Source organism: Lysinibacillus sp. FSL M8-0216, assembly GCF_038595555.1.
Lineage (GTDB): Bacteria > Bacillota > Bacilli > Bacillales_A > Planococcaceae > Lysinibacillus > Lysinibacillus fusiformis.
In genome coordinates this window covers 381,629-400,520 of sequence record NZ_CP152007.1, presented here as the reverse complement: position 1 = coordinate 400,520, position 18,892 = coordinate 381,629, and the positions used below count along the sequence as shown (strand labels likewise).

14 protein-coding genes are annotated in these 18,892 nt (G+C 37.7%); 3 read left to right on the top strand and 11 right to left on the bottom strand.

What is annotated here, in order from left to right; translation table 11 throughout:
- Positions 1-8: 8 nt before the first annotated feature.
- Together MKX57_RS01940 and MKX57_RS01935 are read right to left on the bottom strand one after the other, a co-directional pair.
- The gene (locus MKX57_RS01940; protein ID WP_089985955.1) at positions 9-485 is read right to left on the bottom strand and encodes a threonine/serine exporter family protein; all 477 of its coding nucleotides are present in this window, start codon (positions 483-485) and stop codon (positions 9-11) included.
- A 12-nt stretch (positions 486-497) separates the two neighbouring features.
- Positions 498-1,250 (bottom strand): threonine/serine exporter family protein, encoded by a 753-nt coding sequence (locus tag MKX57_RS01935; protein ID WP_025115515.1) that lies wholly within the window; start codon positions 1,248-1,250, stop codon positions 498-500.
- Between the two features lie 325 nt (positions 1,251-1,575).
- Here MKX57_RS01935 and MKX57_RS01930 point away from each other — a divergent pair, with 325 nt between their 5' ends.
- On the top strand, positions 1,576-2,982 hold the full coding sequence (locus MKX57_RS01930) for a polysaccharide deacetylase family protein (RefSeq protein WP_342550707.1): 1,407 nt from the start codon (positions 1,576-1,578) through the stop codon (positions 2,980-2,982).
- Positions 2,983-3,039: 57 nt separating this feature from the next.
- Here the strand turns inward: MKX57_RS01930 and MKX57_RS01925 are convergent, their stop codons facing one another.
- The 4 genes from MKX57_RS01925 to MKX57_RS01910 all read right to left on the bottom strand — a co-directional run bounded on the left by MKX57_RS01925 (position 3,040) and on the right by MKX57_RS01910 (position 9,151).
- Positions 3,040-5,136 carry a beta-propeller domain-containing protein gene (locus MKX57_RS01925; protein ID WP_089985954.1) on the bottom strand — a complete coding sequence of 699 codons (2,097 nt, stop codon included), beginning with the start codon at positions 5,134-5,136 and terminating at the stop codon, positions 3,040-3,042.
- Between the two features lie 134 nt (positions 5,137-5,270).
- Positions 5,271-6,464: an acyl-CoA dehydrogenase family protein gene (locus tag MKX57_RS01920; RefSeq protein ID WP_089985953.1), complete on the bottom strand. Its 1,194-nt coding sequence runs from the start codon at positions 6,462-6,464 to the stop codon at positions 5,271-5,273.
- 9 nt (positions 6,465-6,473) lie between these two features.
- Positions 6,474-7,646, bottom strand: coding sequence for a saccharopine dehydrogenase C-terminal domain-containing protein (locus MKX57_RS01915; protein WP_089985952.1), 1,173 nt, complete (start codon positions 7,644-7,646; stop codon positions 6,474-6,476).
- 26 nt (positions 7,647-7,672) lie between these two features.
- On the bottom strand, positions 7,673-9,151 hold the full coding sequence (locus MKX57_RS01910) for an aldehyde dehydrogenase family protein (RefSeq protein ID WP_043990092.1): 1,479 nt from the start codon (positions 9,149-9,151) through the stop codon (positions 7,673-7,675).
- A 412-nt stretch (positions 9,152-9,563) separates the two neighbouring features.
- Here MKX57_RS01910 and MKX57_RS01905 point away from each other — a divergent pair, with 412 nt between their 5' ends.
- Complete coding sequence (locus MKX57_RS01905) at positions 9,564-10,364, top strand: TIGR00266 family protein (RefSeq protein WP_008176191.1); 801 nt, start codon at positions 9,564-9,566, stop codon at positions 10,362-10,364.
- 39 nt (positions 10,365-10,403) lie between these two features.
- Here MKX57_RS01905 and MKX57_RS01900 read toward each other — a convergent pair whose 3' ends face one another.
- The 4 genes from MKX57_RS01900 to MKX57_RS01885 form a co-directional block, all read right to left on the bottom strand.
- Positions 10,404-11,366, bottom strand: coding sequence for a D-glycerate dehydrogenase (locus MKX57_RS01900; RefSeq protein ID WP_239354086.1), 963 nt, complete (start codon positions 11,364-11,366; stop codon positions 10,404-10,406).
- A 218-nt stretch (positions 11,367-11,584) separates the two neighbouring features.
- Complete coding sequence (locus MKX57_RS01895) at positions 11,585-12,877, bottom strand: globin-coupled sensor protein (protein ID WP_008176197.1); 1,293 nt, start codon at positions 12,875-12,877, stop codon at positions 11,585-11,587.
- Between the two features lie 291 nt (positions 12,878-13,168).
- A complete protein-coding gene (locus MKX57_RS01890) occupies positions 13,169-14,002 on the bottom strand; it encodes an undecaprenyl-diphosphate phosphatase (protein ID WP_012292617.1) in 834 nt (277 codons plus the stop codon).
- Between the two features lie 103 nt (positions 14,003-14,105).
- Positions 14,106-15,185, bottom strand: a complete 1,080-nt coding sequence (locus tag MKX57_RS01885) for a metallophosphoesterase (protein WP_089985950.1) — start codon at positions 15,183-15,185, stop codon at positions 14,106-14,108.
- Between the two features lie 305 nt (positions 15,186-15,490).
- Between MKX57_RS01885 and MKX57_RS01880 the strand changes: the two genes are divergently transcribed.
- The gene (locus tag MKX57_RS01880; RefSeq protein WP_342531721.1) at positions 15,491-16,639 is read left to right on the top strand and encodes an acyl-CoA dehydrogenase family protein; all 1,149 of its coding nucleotides are present in this window, start codon (positions 15,491-15,493) and stop codon (positions 16,637-16,639) included.
- Positions 16,640-16,680: 41 nt separating this feature from the next.
- Here the strand turns inward: MKX57_RS01880 and MKX57_RS01875 are convergent, their stop codons facing one another.
- Positions 16,681-18,885 (bottom strand): MFS domain-containing histidine kinase, encoded by a 2,205-nt coding sequence (locus tag MKX57_RS01875; RefSeq protein WP_089985948.1) that lies wholly within the window; start codon positions 18,883-18,885, stop codon positions 16,681-16,683.
- Positions 18,886-18,892: the final 7 nt, after the last annotated feature.

Here is an 18,892-nt window from a genome sequence, read left to right as displayed (position 1 = left end):
TCCTATTTTTATTTTTTATAGACCTTTTGGAATTTCACCTTACTTGAACGGACTGAACGGAAAATGAGTTGAATAATTACTTCTGCAAAGACAAGTCCAATAACAATTGCCCCTGTTATTAAAAATGCCTTTAAACCATATTGTAAGCCTTGTAAATAATCATCCTCTACAACATTTCTCATGGCATTATAGGCCATGCCTCCTGGCACTAACGGAATGATTCCACCAACAATAAAAATAATCATCGGTATTTTAAATCGACGCGCATATAGATGAGCCACGATGGCAATGACAAACGAACCAAAGAAAGAGGCTTTAACAACATCCATTCCTTGCTCTGTTAAAATATAATAAATAATCCAGCCAATTACCCCAACAAGACCACAATGAAGTAGCGTCTTTCTAGGTACATTAAAAATGATGGCAATCCCAGCTGTAGCAAAAAAACTAACAATTAATTGTATGATAATGTCCATTGTGTGCATGCTAGTCGCCTCCTAAAATCCTAGGGTGACGGCAATAGCTGCCCCTATGGCAAAGGCAGTTAAAAAGGCTTCTGCTCCTTTTGCCATCCCTGACATAAAATGACCTGCCATTAAATCACGAACTGCATTCGTAATCAAAATTCCTGGTACGAGCGGCATAACAGAACTAATGATGATTTTATCTAGCTCTGTCCCGTAACCATACTTTACTGCGAAGAAGGCAACAAAGCCGAGAACGAGTGATGCTGTAAATTCAGAGAAAAATTTAACTTTTGTTAAATGATTCGTTATTACAAGCATTAGGAAGCCTAACCCCCCTGCTAAAACAGCGATAGGAAAATCGGACCACCCACCCTTAAACATAATAAGGAAACAACCACTTGCAAAAGCGGCCGCAATAACTTGTAAATAGGTTGGTAAAAAATAATTTGTTTTTTGTATCGACTTTAGCTCGTCATAAGCTTCTTCTAATGTTATCATGTGAGATGTGAGTCTCCGAGATACTGAATTTACCAAGGCTATTTTTTGTAAATCTGTAACCCTGCTGGAAATTGATGAAATTCTCGTTGGCTGTGTCTTGCCTAACGAAAAAATGATTCCAGTCGGTGTGGCATAACATTGAGCATTCGGCATATTTTGAGAATGTGCCATCCTCAGCATCGTATCCTCCACACGGTATGTTTCTGCACCACTTTCAATCATAATACGCCCTGCAAGCAACAAACAGTCAATCGTAAGTTCATTATCCGCTTCTTGTAAGACCATTGCAGCTATCTGCCTCCTTCAAAATGTTCCTTGCCAATAGTATCGAACTGCCATTAAAAACACAACTGAAAATTTCAGCAAAAGATTGGGTTTTTTCAATTTAATTTTACATAATTGATCTTTGGTTGTTCTATTTTTAGTAAGGATTTTTTATCCACTAATACAGTAGTATAACCACGTTCGATATACTACTTCAAGAAGGAAAAATGGCTAGCATTAATTTCTATAAATTAACAATAAAAGTTTATAGATTTGTATAACTTTTTTCATGATTGGCACGTCTGATTGTATAGAAAATAAAATTGAGGGGAGCGTATCCAACACCATGCAGGAACGCAGAAAAAAACGCGGCCCAATAATAGATTTTTTATTACTTGGCCTCATTGTAGCTTTAACAACTATTATACTCGTTATTATCCTATCTAAGGATGAATTTAAGTTTCAAAAAATTAGTGCTTCAAAAGAAACCGATACAGAATCGGTTAATAGTAATATATCAACGGAAAGTTCTGCGTTTCCAGGGATACGAATTGTAACAGATGTTTCTAATGATAAACGTACACCTTTTGCCATTCATTACCCACAAACAGATAACGAAGTTTTTAATGATGCCGTATTACAATACATAACGGATTCAAAAGAAAACTATCTAGCCTCTATGAAAAAAAATAAAGAAGTTATGGGTGAATTAAATATTAGTCTTGAAACATTTCCGTACCGAGAGCACTACTATTCATTTGTGCTAACAAAGATGCTTTACGTAGGTGGAGCTAACCATGAGGTCACAACGAAAACATTCTTTATTAATAACGAAACTGGCGAGCAAATAACTATTCAAACATTATTACAAAATGACGAGAATAATTTATCGACGTTAGCCGCAAATGTGCGAAAAGATTTGCAGAAGAATCTCCAAATAAAGGATGAGCTTTTAAAGGATGAATTATTAAAAGCTACTGAACCAAAATGGTCCAACTTCACTCGCTTTGCAATTGCAGACGATTCGTTGCAATTCTATTTCGATGAATATGAGATTGCTAGCGGGTCAGCAGGTGCCCCAATAGTGAAACTACCACTTTCGCTCATTAACCCATTGTTAGCCTCTGATTTTCAAATTGCTATGGAAAATGTAAAACCAATTACACCACCACCTACTGGTGATCCAAATAAAAAACGAATTGCGCTGACATTTGATGATGGTCCACACCCAAAAGTGACGGAGCAGATATTAAACATTCTCGATAAATATCATGCAAAAGCAACCTTCTTTATGCTTGGTAGTCGTGTACAATATTATCCTGATATTGCAAGAGATGTACTTGCACGTGGGCATGAAATCGGCAATCACTCATGGAATCACCCGGTTTTAACAAAACTTACGCAAGAACAAGTGATGAAAGAGTATAATACAACAGCCTCTGAAATAGAGAAGGCTATTAATCACGGTGCCACTGTTTTCAGACCACCTTATGGAGCAACTAATGACACGATTGACGCTGAGATTCCTGTTCCAGTCGTGCTTTGGACAATTGATACATTAGATTGGAAGCATCGCAATGCACAGCAATTATTGCCAAATGTAAAAAATAATCTACACAATAATGCAATAGTACTAATGCATGATATCCATCAATCTACTGCAGATGGCCTCGATGCTGTTCTTGCTTATTTACAAGGTCAGGGCTATGAATTTGTAACAGTTTCTGAGATTTTGCCCTACCGTCAAAAGTAAGATCCACCACAAAGAAAAGTCCAATGAATTCTAATTGAATTCATCGGACTTTTTTTGTCATTTAATGATTAGTGTATCTAGAGGTTTAAAGTCTTTTAACTGATAGCTCTTCACTTCATTACGCGCTACTGTATAAAGAGCGTCCTCTATATAAACAACCCTTTGTACGACCTGCTCCCAATTCTCATATGGCTCACCGTTCGTAGCATTCATAATATTCCCTTTTAGAGTAATGCCTTTATCTGCAGTAATTTCATAAATTTGAGCACCCTGACCTTTATAAACAATGTTGTCTCCTTTACCCGCTTCATATTGGACAACTGGGAAGCCAAAGTAGTTGTATTCCTTATTTCGGAATAGCGCTTTTGGATTGTATTGAACTTCAGAATAGGATCCCTTTCCGCCAATTTTCACGGTGGATTGTTCTTTTGGATTTTTGAAGTCTGATACATCAAATAATGACATCTTCATATTCGTCGTCACCGTAAAATTGCGCTTCGTATACGAATCATAGCGTTGTTCTGTATCATAGCCGATACCAATTAAATGTGTTTCATCTAATGGATGCAGGTAATTACTAAAGCCCGGAATTTTTAACTCCCCTAGGACCGCTGGTTTTTTCGGATTTGCTACATCAATGACAAACAGTGGATCGACTTCTTTAAATGTCACCACATATGCCTTATCTCCCATAAAACGAGCAGAATAAATCTTTTCCCCAGGTGCCATATTTTTCACTGTACCTAAAGCTTTTAAATGTTCATCTAAAATAAAGAGGTGGTTATAGGAGGTACTTTTCTCATCCCACGTATTACCTTCTGTTGTAAAGATTCGTAAGTTACCCTTATATTCATCCATAGAATATTGATTTAAAACAGTCCCCTTTACTTCAGTACTACCAGTGAAATTCAATGTTGTTCCATCTATATTCCATTTGAAAATTTGCGTGTCAGCCGCTCTCGGCATCCATATCATATCCATAGCGCGTTTTTCTAATGGTATGGCGTTATTACCTTCATAAATTGGTGTCGTTAAATATAGTGCATTCTCTGACATATAAAGTCCACTACTGCCGCCCAAGTACCCTTTTGTATTAGCCGTTGTTTTGGCACCATTTTTTAAATCGATAGCTGTAATTAAACTATAGGTACCATCCATTGTATTAGGCAAAATCGAAATTTTTTCTAAAGGTAGACTTTCGAACTTTTCTCCTGTCAAGCTATCATATGTTTTTGGTTTTAAATCTGCTTTTTGCTCTTGTTGTAATACCCAATAGTTCGGATACATATTACCAATTAAATAGAGTGTGTCTTTTGCAATACGGATATCCTTTAGATATCCTTCTTGCCCCACATCGCGTATATGTTTTGGCTTGTTTGGATTGGAAATGTCATAAAATGAAGCTGTGACCATTCCCGTGCCTGCTTTTTCAATATATTGATCCCCAATTGCTATTAATAAATTATCATATAGCGCAAGCTTTGAAATATATTGCGACTCTTTCAGCTTAATATTTGCAGCCTGTTTTAAATGCTGCGGGTCTTTAGCGTTCACAACTGTAATGCTTTGATCTTTTGCAGTAAAAATAAAACCGTCTTTGACAACAACAATATCGCCTTCTTCTACACCTTCCACTTGATTATTAGTTGTAGACTCGTTATTCGCTGTTGCTTTATCTTCACTTTTTGCACTTTGAGACATCTCTTCTTCTCTAATTTCACCTCTAGGAGCCTTTAACAAATTCTTAAAATATTGTTCTAATTCTTTTTCTGATTGAACGGATGTTAACGTTTCAATAATTGTAAATGGAATAACTTGCGAAGCTACATTAAGTCCTCCCTGTGCAAAGGCTTCTTTTTTTACATGTAATTGATAACTGCCTGGTACAAGTTCCTTTACAACTAATGTTTTTTGATCTTCTAACAATGCAATCGTTGCAGGTACTTTTTTCCCTTTTTCTGTCATTACATACACATTGTCCTCAGTAATTTTACTTTTCTTTAAGCTTACAGAGAATGATGCCTGCCAACTTTGGGTAGCCATACCCACACTTGCAGCCTTGGCAGTGACCTCTGTATTCATTGCCCATGTTAAAATACCAGGCACGATTGCTATAACAGCTATCAACATGAATGCCAGCCATTTACTTTTCATTATTTTACCTCTCTTTCATATACTTGTTTATCCATTAGACTAAGAAAAAGATGGAAAGTTACATTATTCTGAAATTTTTTTAAGGTGTGGTTACCCCTACACAAAAAAACGAAAGGGAATAATATCCCCCTCGTTTATTCTTCAAACGGCCATTTTGGCAGCCTATTAGCTAATGGCTTATCTTGGCGTCTGCCTAATACATAATCTGCCTGCATAATGGTATGAATTTCTCGCGTACCTTCATATATAACAGGTGCTTTGGAATTCCGCAGATAGCGCGCAACTGGATATTCATCTGAATAGCCATATGCACCATGAATTTGTACTGCATCATCCGCAGCCTTATTGGCAAAATCGCACGCCTGCCATTTTGCTAAAGATGTTTCTCTAGTATTACGAACACCTTTATTTTTCAACTCACCAACACGATAGACCAATAGACGGCTCATCTGGTAACCAGCCTCCATATTAGCGATCATTTGTCCGACAAGCTGATGCTCTCCTATAGGCTTACCAAAGGTTTCTCGTTCATGACAATATTTCACACTAGCCTCAAGACACGCTTGGATCAAGCCGACAGCCCCCGCAGCTACAGTGAAACGTCCATTATCTAGGGCAGACATGGCTATTTTAAAGCCTTCTCCCTCTACACCGAGACGATTTTCTACTGGCACACGTAAATCTTCAAAGAAGAGCTCACCTGTATTACCTGCACGAATCCCGTATTTCCCTTTGATAGCCTTTGATGTAAAGCCTGCCATTGAACGTTCAACAATGAATGCACTAATACCATGATGTCTCTTGGACTTATCTGTATAGGCAAAAACGATAAAGTGATCAGCTATATCACATAAGGAAATCCATGTTTTCTGTCCATTGATGACATAATGATCCCCATCACGGACAGCTGTAGTAGACATAGCTGCCACATCAGAGCCAGCACCCGGCTCAGTAAGACCAAATGCACCAATTCGTACTCCTTTTGCCTGTGGAATAAGATAGCGCTGCTTTTGATCTTCAGTACCCCATTGCATTAATGTCATGCTATTCAGACCCGTGTGAACGGATACCGCTGTTCGGAATGCTGTATCTCCACGCTCCAGCTCCTCGCACACAATAGCAAGGGAGTTATAATCCATTCCACTCCCACCATACTGCTCTGGCACACAAACGCCCATTAGCCCAAGCTCCGCAAGCCTCGACCAAATTTTAGCATCAAAGCCCCCTTCAGCATCCCACTTTGCAATATAGGGAATAATTTCTTCATCAACAAATTGCCTTACCGTTTTTCGTAGCATTTCATGCTCCGTGGACATGTCAAAATTCATGGTCAGCACCTACCATTTCACAATCATAGCAGACTTATGAGACGTCTCTTTTATTACTACACCACGTTTGGCCATTTCTTCAATATACGTATCGCCAGGGACCACTGATTCAGGCGGGAAAACACCGTGCTCTTTAATAACACCCGCACCTATCATCTGAGCTACAACCGAAATAGTATTAGCTGTAGCACGGGCCATCGCTGTTTCATTGATAGTCATATCCTTACGCACAACCATTTCATATTCATATGTCAATTGCTGTTGCGCTTTTTCACCAGCAACAATGACACGTAATAGAACCGCATCTGGTTTTGTTCCCAGCTCCAGTTTCTTTTTAAGCGCCTCACGAACTACAGAACGAACAGGCACCTCTTGATTATCAACCTCTACCTTATTCGCTGAATCAAGGAAGCCTAAATCTGCTAATAGCTTAAACTTCTCTGCATGCCCCTTATAACGAATTGTTTTATACTCTAATGTGCGGACATTTGGGAATGTTTTATACAATGTAGAGATGCCTCCAGATGTATAAAATGCCTCAAGCACACCGAAATCATCAAAATAAATAGGTTCAACACCTGAAAGGGAAGGAACTTCTTGTAATTTGCCCTTTTGAATCGTTTTTGAAGGCTCAGTATAATGATCAAAAACACCATCTAAAGAAAATACGCGTGTATAATGAAGCGGAGGCTTTGGTTCAGTTGGAATGCCACCAACAAATAGTTTAATAGACTCAACATCATCTAATTTAGAGGCACCATAGCCCGCTAGAATATTGATCATACCTGGAGCAACACCTAAGTCAGGGATAATTGTGACACCTTTTGCTTTTGCTTCCTCATGCAGATCTAATATATTTTCGGTAACACCACCTATATGGCCACCTAAATCTACAGAATGTACACCCGCTTCAATAGCTGCTCTCGCAACGCGCTCGTTGAAGGAATAAAATAATGCATTGATCACAACATCACCTTTTGAGATGACCTTCATTAACGAATCATCTTGCTCTGCATGAAGCTCTACAACTTCAACCCTATCTGTATTTAAAGTATCCACAAAGTCCTGTGCCACTTTTACATCGATATCACCTAAAAATACACGATCGACTTTATCATTTTTTATTAAATCACGAGCTACCTCTTTACCCATTAAACCTGCACCTAATACAACAACTTTCATCAAGAACATCCCCTTTCGTTGATCTGTTACTCTGTATCGATTTGTGCTCTTTGTAATTTACCGCTGTAGTCTACGTAAATGCTCTTCCACTCCGTATATACATCTAGGGCTGCAACACCTGAATCTCGATGTCCATTGCCAGTTCCTTTTGTACCGCCAAATGGTAAATGGATTTCAGCACCTGTTGTGCCGGCATTTATATAAACAATACCCGTGTCTAAATCACGCTGTGCGCGGAAAATAGTATTAACATTTTGTGAGAAAATTGAGCTTGATAAGCCAAATTTCACGCCATTATTTACTTCAATTGCTTCCTCTAAGCTTGCTACCTCAATTAGAGAAACGACAGGACCAAAAATCTCTTCTTGGGCAATAATCATGTCAGGCTTCACGTTCGTAAACAATGTAGGCTCGTAATAAAACCCATTGTCATATGGTGGCTCATTTAAAATTCTACCACCAGCTAGTAACGTGGCACCTTCCTGCTTGCCTATTTGTACATAGTGATTAATTTTTTCCAATGCAGCTTTATTAATCACCGGCCCAATTTTAACTCCTTCGTCTAGACCATTCCCGATTGTGAGTTTTTGCATTTCATCTAAGAGACGATTTTCTAATTGCTCTTTAACATCTTTATGCACAATTACTCGGCTACATGCTGTACATCTTTGACCAGCGGTACCAAAGGCACTCCAAAGTATACCCTCTGTAGCCAGTTGAAGATCTGCGTCATCCATAACAATGACAGCATTTTTTCCACCCATCTCTAAGGAAATCTTTTTCAAATGTTTACCGCCAAGCTCCGCTACTTTACTGCCTGTTGTCGTCGACCCAGTAAAGGAAATGACCTTTACATCAGGGTGTTCAATGAGCGCAGTCCCTACAGTCGGTCCTGTACCAAACACAATATTTGCTACTCCATCAGGTAAACCAACTTCTTCAAAAATTTTACCCATTTCACAAGCCATCATAGGTGTCTCATTTGATGGTTTCCAAATGAATGTATTACCCGCCACAATAGCAGGGAAAGATTTCCACGTGGCGATCGCAACAGGGAAGTTCCACGGCGTAATAAGCGCTACGACTCCAATTGGTGCCCTTACACTCATTGCAAACTTATTGGCCAATTCAGACGGAGTTGTTTCACCAAACAACCTACGACCCTCTCCTGCCATATAATAGGCCATATCAATTCCTTCTTGCACTTCTCCTCTTGCTTCTTCAATTACCTTACCCATCTCTTTTGTTAAAACGGTCGCCAAATATTCCTTTTTTTCTTTCATTTTTTGACCGATGGCATATAAAAATTCTGCACGCTTTGGCGCAGGCACAAGTGCCCAGCTCTTTTGTGCTTGTTTGGCTGCTACTACAGCCTCATCTACCTCATTAGAAGTAGATAGTGGTATGGTAGCAAGTTGCTCACCATTTGCAGGGTTCGTCACTGCTATACTTTGTAAATGTGAATGTGTGCTCCATTTACCACCAATATAGTTTTTAATCTCCACTACATACACCCCCTGAAATACTCTATGATGCCTCAGCTATTGTAACCAGTTGTATTCCTCAGGTACAAAATCTATGAATCTTAATAGAATAAAATACTTCAATATTCCGAATTTTCAAGATGTGATATACCCTGTCATACTATGATTATCAGTGACAATTGCCAGAGGCTTTATTTTCACTTAACTGCTTCCCCTCTATTAGAGAATACTCCAAAAGGAGGAATCGCTTAAGGTTATGTATATTCATAACACCCTTAGTTATATGAAAATAAATAATACACATTCTAGTTTTTTATATTCGCCATTTTCTATTTAATTCCCTTTTTTTCTAAATTATTTAATTTCTTATTGAAACCAAAGTGTTTTATAATCGTATAGAATATCAATAAATTTACTTTTGGAGGAATCCCTTATGAATAATCATGAAATTGACTACAAGTTATTTGGTGACGACATGCAATATGTGCAAGTTGAGCTTGATCCACAAGAAACAGTTGTGGCGGAAGCAGGCGCTTTAATGATGATGGATGACTCCATCCATATGGAAACTATTTTTGGCGATGGTTCAAAAGGCGGCTCACAAAGTGGTCTAATGGGCAAATTATTAGGTGCTGGTAAACGTTTAGTAACAGGTGAAAGCTTATTCATGACGACATTCACAAATGTTGGCTCAGGTAAGAAGCATGTTTATTTCGCTTCCCCGTACCCAGGTAAGATTATTCCGATGGATTTAAGTCAATTAAACGGGAAAATTATTTGTCAAAAAGATGCGTTCTTAGCTGCAGCTAAAGGTGTTTCTGTGGGCGTAGAATTCCAGAAAAAAATCGGTGTAGGCTTCTTCGGTGGTGAAGGCTTCATTATGCAAAAGCTTGAAGGCGATGGTATGGCATTTGTACATGCAGGAGGAGCCATTCATGAAAAAACATTACAGCCTGGGGAAGTTTTACGTGTAGATACAGGATGTTTAGTTGCGATGACTTCAAATGTAGATTACGATATTGAACTTGTTGGAGGCGTAAAAACTGCATTGTTTGGCGGTGAAGGGATTTTCTTCGCTACATTACGTGGACCAGGAACTGTCTGGGTGCAATCATTACCATTCAGCCGTTTAGCAAGTCGTGTCTTTGCAGCGGCACCAATTTCACAAGGCGGTGGCGGCCAGTCAAAAGGTGAAGGCGGTATTGGTGGTATATTCGATTTATTCAATAGATAAAATAAAAGGAGCATATCTATCAGTGATATGCTCCGTTTTTTAATCAATTCGATTTGAAATAGCCTTGCCCTGTCCATAAGCAGCCAATGCTTTCACATTTAACATGAGCATAGCTGTTCTCGTTTCTAAGGACGCACTACCGATATGCGGCAGTGCCACTACATTCGGGAGTGTCAACAATGGATGATCCATAGCAACAGGCTCTTGTTCAAAGACATCCAGCCCTGCTGCCCATAACTTGCCACTTTTCAGGACATCGTATAGAGCTGCCTCATCAATAATTCCACCGCGAGAAGCATTTATTAAGACAGCATCCTCTTTCATTAACGCTAATTCATGTGCACCAATGAGACCCTCAGTATCACTATTATAAGGTGTCATAATTACAACAAAATCAGATTGTTGTAAGAGGTCCTCTAATGATACATAGCGAAAGCCATACATCTCTTCCGCCTCATGTCGACGTCTTCGGTTATTATATAAAATTTTCATATCAAAACCTTTTGCTCGTCTAGCAACAGCCTGACCAATTCGGCCCATCCCTATTATTCCAATCGTCGCCCCTGATACGTCTTTACCAACCAGCTGCATCGGGTACCAGCTTTTCCATTTTCCCTCTCGTAAATATCTCTCACTTTCCGGAATTCTACGAGCCGTTGCAAGCAGTAAGCCAAATACTAAATCAGCCGTTGTATTCGTTAAGACACCAGGCGTATTTGTCGCCATAATACCTCTTTTTCGTAAAGCCTTCACATCAATATTGTTAAAACCAACTGCTAAATTTGTTACTAGCTTTAGGTTTGGTGCTTGCGAAAGTAATTCCTCATCCACTTGATCTGCAATTGTTACCCACAACACTTCACAATCAGCGACAGATGCAAGTAGTTTATCGCGAGGGATGACAATCTCCTCCTCTTCCCACTGAGAAACTTCATAAAACTCTTTTAATGGCTCAACAATATGTGCAGGAAACTTACGTGTAATAAATAATTTCTTTTTCATGTTCCAAACACCTCTCTACTCATTTCCCTAATTCGCCTATAGCGTAACACTTAAGGGAAGCATTTTCTAGAGGTTTCTAGTTTGCAACCTTCTATAATAATCGCTAATTTCCCTTTTCATCAGCCTAAAGACTTTGTTTATCCGTGAAATCAATCATTTTATCCACTTTGTAAGCATAAAAAAACTATGCATAAGCTGTATGCATAGTTACATCTCATTTAAAATTCTCTGATGGTCGTATTCAAACGATTGGCAACTCTCTCTAATTCATCAGAGGATTCACCTATCGTCTCAATAATATTTGCTAAATCTGATATTTGCTTCCCTACGTTTTGGAAATTTGAAATGGAATCCTCTACGGAGGTAGATATTGCATCAAATGCCTTTAAGGACTCGGCATTCTGTTTGATACTATTATTTACGAGCTCTTGTATATCCTGTATAGCTTGAACTACTTGTGTGGTAATTCCATTAGACATCTGAATTAAATCAGCAATCTGCTCAACTGAACTTTTCGTCTGATCCGCAAGCTTACGTACTTCATTGGCAACAACCGCAAAACCTTTGCCATGCTCCCCAGCACGCGCCGCCTCAATTGCCGAGTTTAATGCCAATAAGTTTGTTTGACCCGAAATACTTTTAACCATTTCAACCACTGCATTGATTTTTGAAGAGGATTCATCCAACTGCTCCACCATATTTGCCATTTCAAATGTCTTATGATGAATTTTCCCTGTTTGTTCATTAATAGAAACAATTTTGGCATAGCCTTCACTTGAAACCTTTTGCATCGATTCTGCCTCATGAATGCTATCCTTCAATGAATCGTTCACCTTTTGGGCACTATTAACAAGCTCTGTCACTGTATCCGATGTATTTTGTGATTGAGCCTCTATGTGAGTAGAAATCCCACCAATTACATCCTTGACATGCTCTCGAACGTTATTGCGCTGTTCCTCAATCAATGTATTTGCATAGTTATCGTATTCCTCTAAAACAATTTGCTGTTCAAAATTACATATTTTACTGATGGCATCGCAAAATTTTTCTTCCTCCCCCTTAGACAAACGAAGTTCAAAAATTATCTTACGTAAAGATTTTTCAAGAATTTGAAAGGCTGCTAAATACCACTTCGGATATAAGTTAATTTTCACATGCATTTTTGCCACACGTCTACGCTTTTCAAGGAAAGCTTCATCTATTCTCCCCTCAAACATTTCAATAATATGATGGCGTAATGTTTGACGTAGGCGCTCACTGGAACTATGCCTTTGAATAACCTCACGTAATGCTGGCACACTTTCAATTGCATGATAAAATGCCGCAACAACCTCCACAACGTTTCTTTCCACATATGGCTTTAAACTATTAATTAATTGAAGATCATATACGCTTAATTCCACAAGATTCAATTGCAATAAACGATCAGGATTTTTAATAAAAATGCCTATATTAGCTTCATTACTTATTTCAATTGTATTTTTCTTAGATCTACTTACAATTTGAAACATTTTATCCACCTCATATTATAATCATATACCGAGCTAAGTCTATTATCCTACATGCTATTAAAAAACAACAAATAAGTAGATACTTTATGTATCAATTATAATCTCAAACCTACCAAATGAACAATATATGGGTAAATGTTGTCTGTATTTATTAAATACAATAACACATTTACTCTAAAACAAATACTATATACCTAATTTTATTCATTTTATTTGAAAGATGGATTGAAAAAGCAATAAATTTAAGGCAAAAAAGCCACCGCTTCTTGTGAAAGAAGAGTGACTTTTTGTTTACATGAAAATAATTACGCAAAGAACTGCTGCTAAAACTAAACGATAAATTGCGAAAGGCATTAATTTCACTTTTGAAATAAGTGCTAAGAAAAACTTGATTGATAGTAACGCAAAGATAAATGAACTAATAAATCCGACAGCGTAGAATCCGAAATAATCCATTGATAATGTGTCCCAGTTTTTCAAAACAGATACTAAACTAGCTCCTGCCATGATAGGTACCGCCATAATGAATGTAAAATCGGCTGCCACACGGTGACTCATACCGAATAATACCCCACCAGAAATAGTCGCACCTGATCGTGAAAATCCTGGCCATAAAGATAAACATTGAACTAGCCCAACCTTAAAGGCTAAACCATATGAAATCTTATCTAAAGAATCTACTTTTGGTTTTCTTGGTGCCAATTTATCGGCTGCAATCATTAGGATAGCCCCTGCTACTAGTGCATAAACAACGTGCTCTACTTTAAATAGATGATCGTCAATAAAATCCTTAAATGCAAACCCTAAGACAACTGCTGGTAGCATACCGACAATAACATGCAATAAGTTAAAACGTCTATTAATGGACTGAGACTGACCATCAATTTTGTATAAGCCAACTAGGCTTAACATACGCTTCCACATCACCACGATAACAGCTAAAATGGAGCCCAATTGAACGACAATTTTAAATGTATTGGCAGGATATTTACCTAAAAACTCCTCTGTTTTTAACCACATATCGTCAACAATAATCATATGGCCAGTTGAAGATACTGGGGCAAATTCTGTCATACCTTCAACAAAGCCTAAAATCAGTGCTTTTAATAACTCTATAATTTCCACCTTGTCACCTTACCTTTATTAATCAAATACTCACTTATTATAAATTACTCCATTTTCATATACTACTGCTATTTCACCTATAAGTCACCCACAGCTGTAGCCATTAACGAAATTTCATATCCACTATCCAAAGTTCTGACCTACTACCGATTCTCATTGGCGGACCCCAGAAGCCATAGCCTGATGAAACAAGTGTATGCATTTGATCTTTCAACTTATAACCATAATCCAGTTCAAACACTCGAGCGGTAATATACTGATTTGGCCACAGTTGACCTTTATGCGTATGACCTGACATGTGTAAGTCCACCCCCAGTTTCGAAGGAGTTAACAAATCGTCAGGCGTATGATTCATTACGAGCCATGGTAAGCTTTCGGAAGACTTTAACTCTGCTAGTGACTTTCTATCTTTATTCGTCCTGTCCTCTTGCCCTGTTAATATAAACGCATCATCTATACGAATTGTTTCATCAAGTAGTATATTTACATTGGCATTTTTCATTTCTTTTATAAATTCAGGAATCTTTTTACCATAATATTCGTGATTCCCCAATATACCATAAGTTCCATATGTAGATGTTAACTGTTTCATGACATCTGCCATTTCCCCTTGAACAAACCATTTTGGATCATCATCGACAATATCTCCAGCTAGCAACACAATATCCGGCTGTGCTTCATTCGATAAGTCAACAAAACGTTGTAAATGCCTTTTATGCGATAAAACACCTAAATGAAAATCAGATGCCACAACAGCTCTCAATGACTTCAGTTCACTATCCTTCTTATCAACAGTTATTTCTAAATGACGAACGACTGGAGAATAGGCTAAATAAGAGCCGATAATACTTAGCATAAATAATACAGCAATTGCTATACTACCAATTATTTGTACATTTTTAAAGGGTGTTAGCCAAATAATCAATTGTGCTGCTAAACATAGCAATAAACCGTATTCAAAAATAAACATCCAGTAATTACCAATAACTGAAAAGAATCGTAAGGACTCATGCAATCTTCCAATAATAATACTGAAAGCGACAAGATACAGTACTAACCAAAATAAGATTGGGTAACGGAACCATCCCATAGCCCCTAGCCACTGCTTTACTCCCCACCCCAAATAGAAAGTCAACGCACTATAAATACTAATTAAAAGTATACCTCCAATTACTTTTGGCATATCTTCGTCCTCTACTTTCCTATATATTTAGTTGATTATATCATTTATATGTAACAGTCATATGGGATGAAGTACTTGAATAATCTTCTAAAGAAAATAGGAACTAAATGCTTTAACCCTACATTGTAAGCATAGCTCATTATTTCGTATCATTCTTTTGTTTTACATGACATTTCACTGGACATAAATTACAATTTCGTCATTTTAGTATAAAAAGCTACTATTATTTTCACAAATATTCCAGTAACATAATAGATGATAGAGAAGATTTACGTATTTACGAGCAAAAAGGGGTGCTAGTTCAAATGACACGTTATAAATTTGAAACAACAGAGCATGAGTTATTTCGTAAAACCTTTCGTAAGTTTTTAGCAGAAGAAGCCGAGCCACATTATGCGCAATGGGAAAAAGATCATCTTATCCCGCTTACATTTTGGCGAAGACTTGGTGATATGGGCTATCTTTGCCCTCAAGTAGAAGAGCAATATGGTGGACTAGGTCTTGATTTTAGTTTTGGTGTTATTATTCAAGAAGAGCTTGAGCGTATAGGCTCAAGTCTTATTGGGATCGGCCTGCATAATGATATTGTCGTACCTTATATTGAATCCTTCGGTACACATGAACAAAAATTACGGTGGCTGACAAAATGTATTTCAGGCGACTATATTACAGCGATCGCCATGACTGAGCCAGGTACAGGTTCAGACTTAGCAAATATTCAAACAACAGCTATTCGTGATGGAGACCATTATATTGTAAATGGCCAAAAGACCTTTATTACAAACGGAATTCATACCAACTTAGCGGTTGTCGCCGTGAAAACAAATCCATCCGCTGAAAAAAAACACCAAGGTATTAGTCTACTTGTTATTGAAGAAGGTACACCAGGCTTTACAAAAGGGAGGAAGCTGGAAAAGGTCGGTATGCATGCTCAAGATACAGCTGAGCTATTTTTTGAAGATTGCCGAGTGCCAGTACAAAACCTACTTGGTGAAGAAGGTAAGGGCTTTGTTTATATGATGGAAAAACTTCAACAAGAGCGGTTAGCTGTGGCAATTGCAGCACAAACAGCAACTGAGGATATGCTTGCCTTAACACTAAACTATGTAAAATCACGCCAAGCATTTGGCAAGTCCATTGGAGACTTTCAAAATACACAATTTAAAATAGCTGAAATGGCTACTAAAATGGAGATCGGTAAATCATTTCTGGAATCATTGATTGAAGAGCATCTCGCAGGAAAAGATGTGGTAACGAAAGTATCCATGGCAAAATACTGGATAACTGAAAATGCCCGTGAGATAGCCACGCAATGCATGCAGCTTCATGGTGGCTATGGCTATATGGAGGAATATAAGATTGCACGAAGGTACAGAGACATTCCTGTTATGTCCATCTATGCAGGCACGAATGAAGTCATGAAAGTAATTATCGCGAAGAACTTAGGCTTATAATGAAAAAAAGATGGTGGCAATCCTCTGCCACCACCTTTTCCTCATACTGCTGAAATTCGAACTGTCACTTTAAATAAATCGCCATCCACATCAATTGTCATGCGAGCTCCATGCAAATCTACAATAGATTGCGCAATGGCTAATCCAAGTCCAGATCCCTCTGTATGACGTGAAGCATCTGCACGTTTGAAACGTTCAAATAGTTCATCAGCGTCTTCATTAATTTCATACTTCGCAACATTTTTTACCGTTAATTCAGCATCACCATCTGCTGTTCGTTTTAACGTCACATAGACGCGGGTACCCTCTAACGCATATTTCAATACATTAACAATTAAATTATCTATGAGTCTCCACCATTTTTGACCATCTACATAGGCATAAATAGGCTCATGAGGCATCGTCATTCGTAAATCTAAACGCGACTGTAATAAATCTTCCTTATGCTCCCCTACCGCCTGCTGAATAAGTTGTGTCAAATCTACACGACTTCGTTGAAGCTCAATATTACCACTTGCCATTTTCGATACTTCAAAGAGATCTTCAATCAATACTTTTAAACGTTCTGATTTTTTATCGAGAATATGAATGTATTGTTGACGTTCTTCCTCTGTAAGATTAGATTTTTTCAAAAGATCCGTATACGTAATAATCGAAGTTAACGGAGTTCGTAAATCATGACTCACATTGGTAATAAGCTCTGTTTTTAAACGTTCACTTTTAGCCTGCTCATGCATAGATGTTCGAACGCCTTCTCGTAAATGATTAAGATTTTCAGCATGACTAGCGAGTGGGGACTTCCCTTTCACTTTCACGTCACGATTCAGTCGCCCATTGGCCATATCTTTTGTATCCTTCATAATACGGTTTAAGTAACCCATTCTTGATAAGAAAACAATCAAGGTTGGAAACCCTACAAACATACACACACCTAGAACAAGAACTGGGAAAGCTCCTCCTCTTAACATAGAAGCGACAAGGCTACCTCCTCCAAAGAAGGCTGCCCCTAACATGAACAGTGCGTGCATCGCTATAGAGCGATTAATAAATAAATCCGTAATTGAATCCCCGAGTGACCATAAATAACTGGATTTCACATTTTGCTCTAACTTTTTCAACGTATCTATTCTTGTATAAAGCCAAATTAATTGAATAAAGAAAGCAATTCCTATGATAATTAACACACCTAATTTAAAGGCGAAATCTAGTATAGAGCGTACATAATTATATTGGAAATTGTAATCGTAAGTGTATTCAATCGACTCAAAAACAATTTGAGATGAAATAAGATACATAAACCCTGTGATCAACACTAAAACAACTTGAAAATCGAATTTCACCTTATTTAAAACGTCTTTTTCCTTCATTCCTTTAACAGTTTGCAGTACATCCTTACGACCTCTCCAAGCAAAAATTGCCGTTATTATGCTAGTGAGCCATATAAAGAAGTAGGTATATTGATTACGGTGAAAACGATTATAATCCTGCATAACACCTAATGATTGAACTGCTTTTTTAGAGATGGTTAAGACACCTATATATTCAGTTGTTTCATAAAGATTATCGACATCCACATAAGTTTCTGTACGGTAAAAAATATCCCTTACATTATTACTAATATTCCCCACATACAATGGATTTCGCTCAGAATACTTTATTTTATAGGCACTACTTTCTGAAACATCACCTGCACGGTATGTTTCTCCTGTTTCCGTATTCGTCAACTCATAAGACCAGTAATCATAAGACTTTTTAAAGCTTTTAGCTTCACTCTGTGCTGCTTTTATATATTTATCGATGAGTGCTTCTTCCCCAGCAAGAATCTTCTTTCTTACATGTTCATCGTTTTCGAAATTTGCCGTAATGTCTTTAATTTTATTATCTCGTTCAGTCTCTAACTTTATTTGTAATTCTCCCGCATTGGCATCCATTGCTTCCTGAATTCGCTGTTCGTATTGTTGTTTAATATTATCGATTTGCTGTCCTAATGTACCATAATAATTTCGATGATCTTCTATTTGAGACTGCGTAATCTCTATTTTCCCTTTTAAGTCTTCAGCCTTCGGTAAATTTATTACTAACGGCCCGAGTTCTGAAGTAAAATTATCGATTTCATGTTGGAAATTTTCTGATTCGAAATAGGACTTACCAATATACTGATAGCCTACATGCCAAAAAGTAAAGATGCCGAAAATAGTCCAAATGAGACTCATTAACACCAGTAGGGATTTCCATTTTTTTATCATACCACTA

Excerpts from the sequence above, each read along its gene's own strand:
- MKX57_RS01930 (WP_342550707.1), top strand. The coding sequence starts at position 1,576 with ATGCAGGAACGCAGAAAAAAACGCGGCCCAATAATAGATTTTTTATTA.
- MKX57_RS01900 (WP_239354086.1), bottom strand. The coding sequence starts at position 11,366 with ATGAAAAAGAAATTATTTATTACACGTAAGTTTCCTGCACATATTGTT.
- MKX57_RS01940 (WP_089985955.1), bottom strand. The coding sequence starts at position 485 with ATGCACACAATGGACATTATCATACAATTAATTGTTAGTTTTTTTGCT.
- MKX57_RS01905 (WP_008176191.1), top strand. The coding sequence starts at position 9,564 with ATGAATAATCATGAAATTGACTACAAGTTATTTGGTGACGACATGCAA.
- MKX57_RS01880 (WP_342531721.1), top strand. The coding sequence starts at position 15,491 with ATGACACGTTATAAATTTGAAACAACAGAGCATGAGTTATTTCGTAAA.
- MKX57_RS01875 (WP_089985948.1), bottom strand. The coding sequence starts at position 18,885 with ATGATAAAAAAATGGAAATCCCTACTGGTGTTAATGAGTCTCATTTGG.
- MKX57_RS01895 (WP_008176197.1), bottom strand. The coding sequence starts at position 12,877 with ATGTTTCAAATTGTAAGTAGATCTAAGAAAAATACAATTGAAATAAGT.
- MKX57_RS01885 (WP_089985950.1), bottom strand. The coding sequence starts at position 15,185 with ATGCCAAAAGTAATTGGAGGTATACTTTTAATTAGTATTTATAGTGCG.
- MKX57_RS01925 (WP_089985954.1), bottom strand. The coding sequence starts at position 5,136 with ATGAAAAGTAAATGGCTGGCATTCATGTTGATAGCTGTTATAGCAATC.
- MKX57_RS01935 (WP_025115515.1), bottom strand. The coding sequence starts at position 1,250 with ATGGTCTTACAAGAAGCGGATAATGAACTTACGATTGACTGTTTGTTG.
- MKX57_RS01915 (WP_089985952.1), bottom strand. The coding sequence starts at position 7,646 with ATGAAAGTTGTTGTATTAGGTGCAGGTTTAATGGGTAAAGAGGTAGCT.
- MKX57_RS01920 (WP_089985953.1), bottom strand. The coding sequence starts at position 6,464 with ATGAATTTTGACATGTCCACGGAGCATGAAATGCTACGAAAAACGGTA.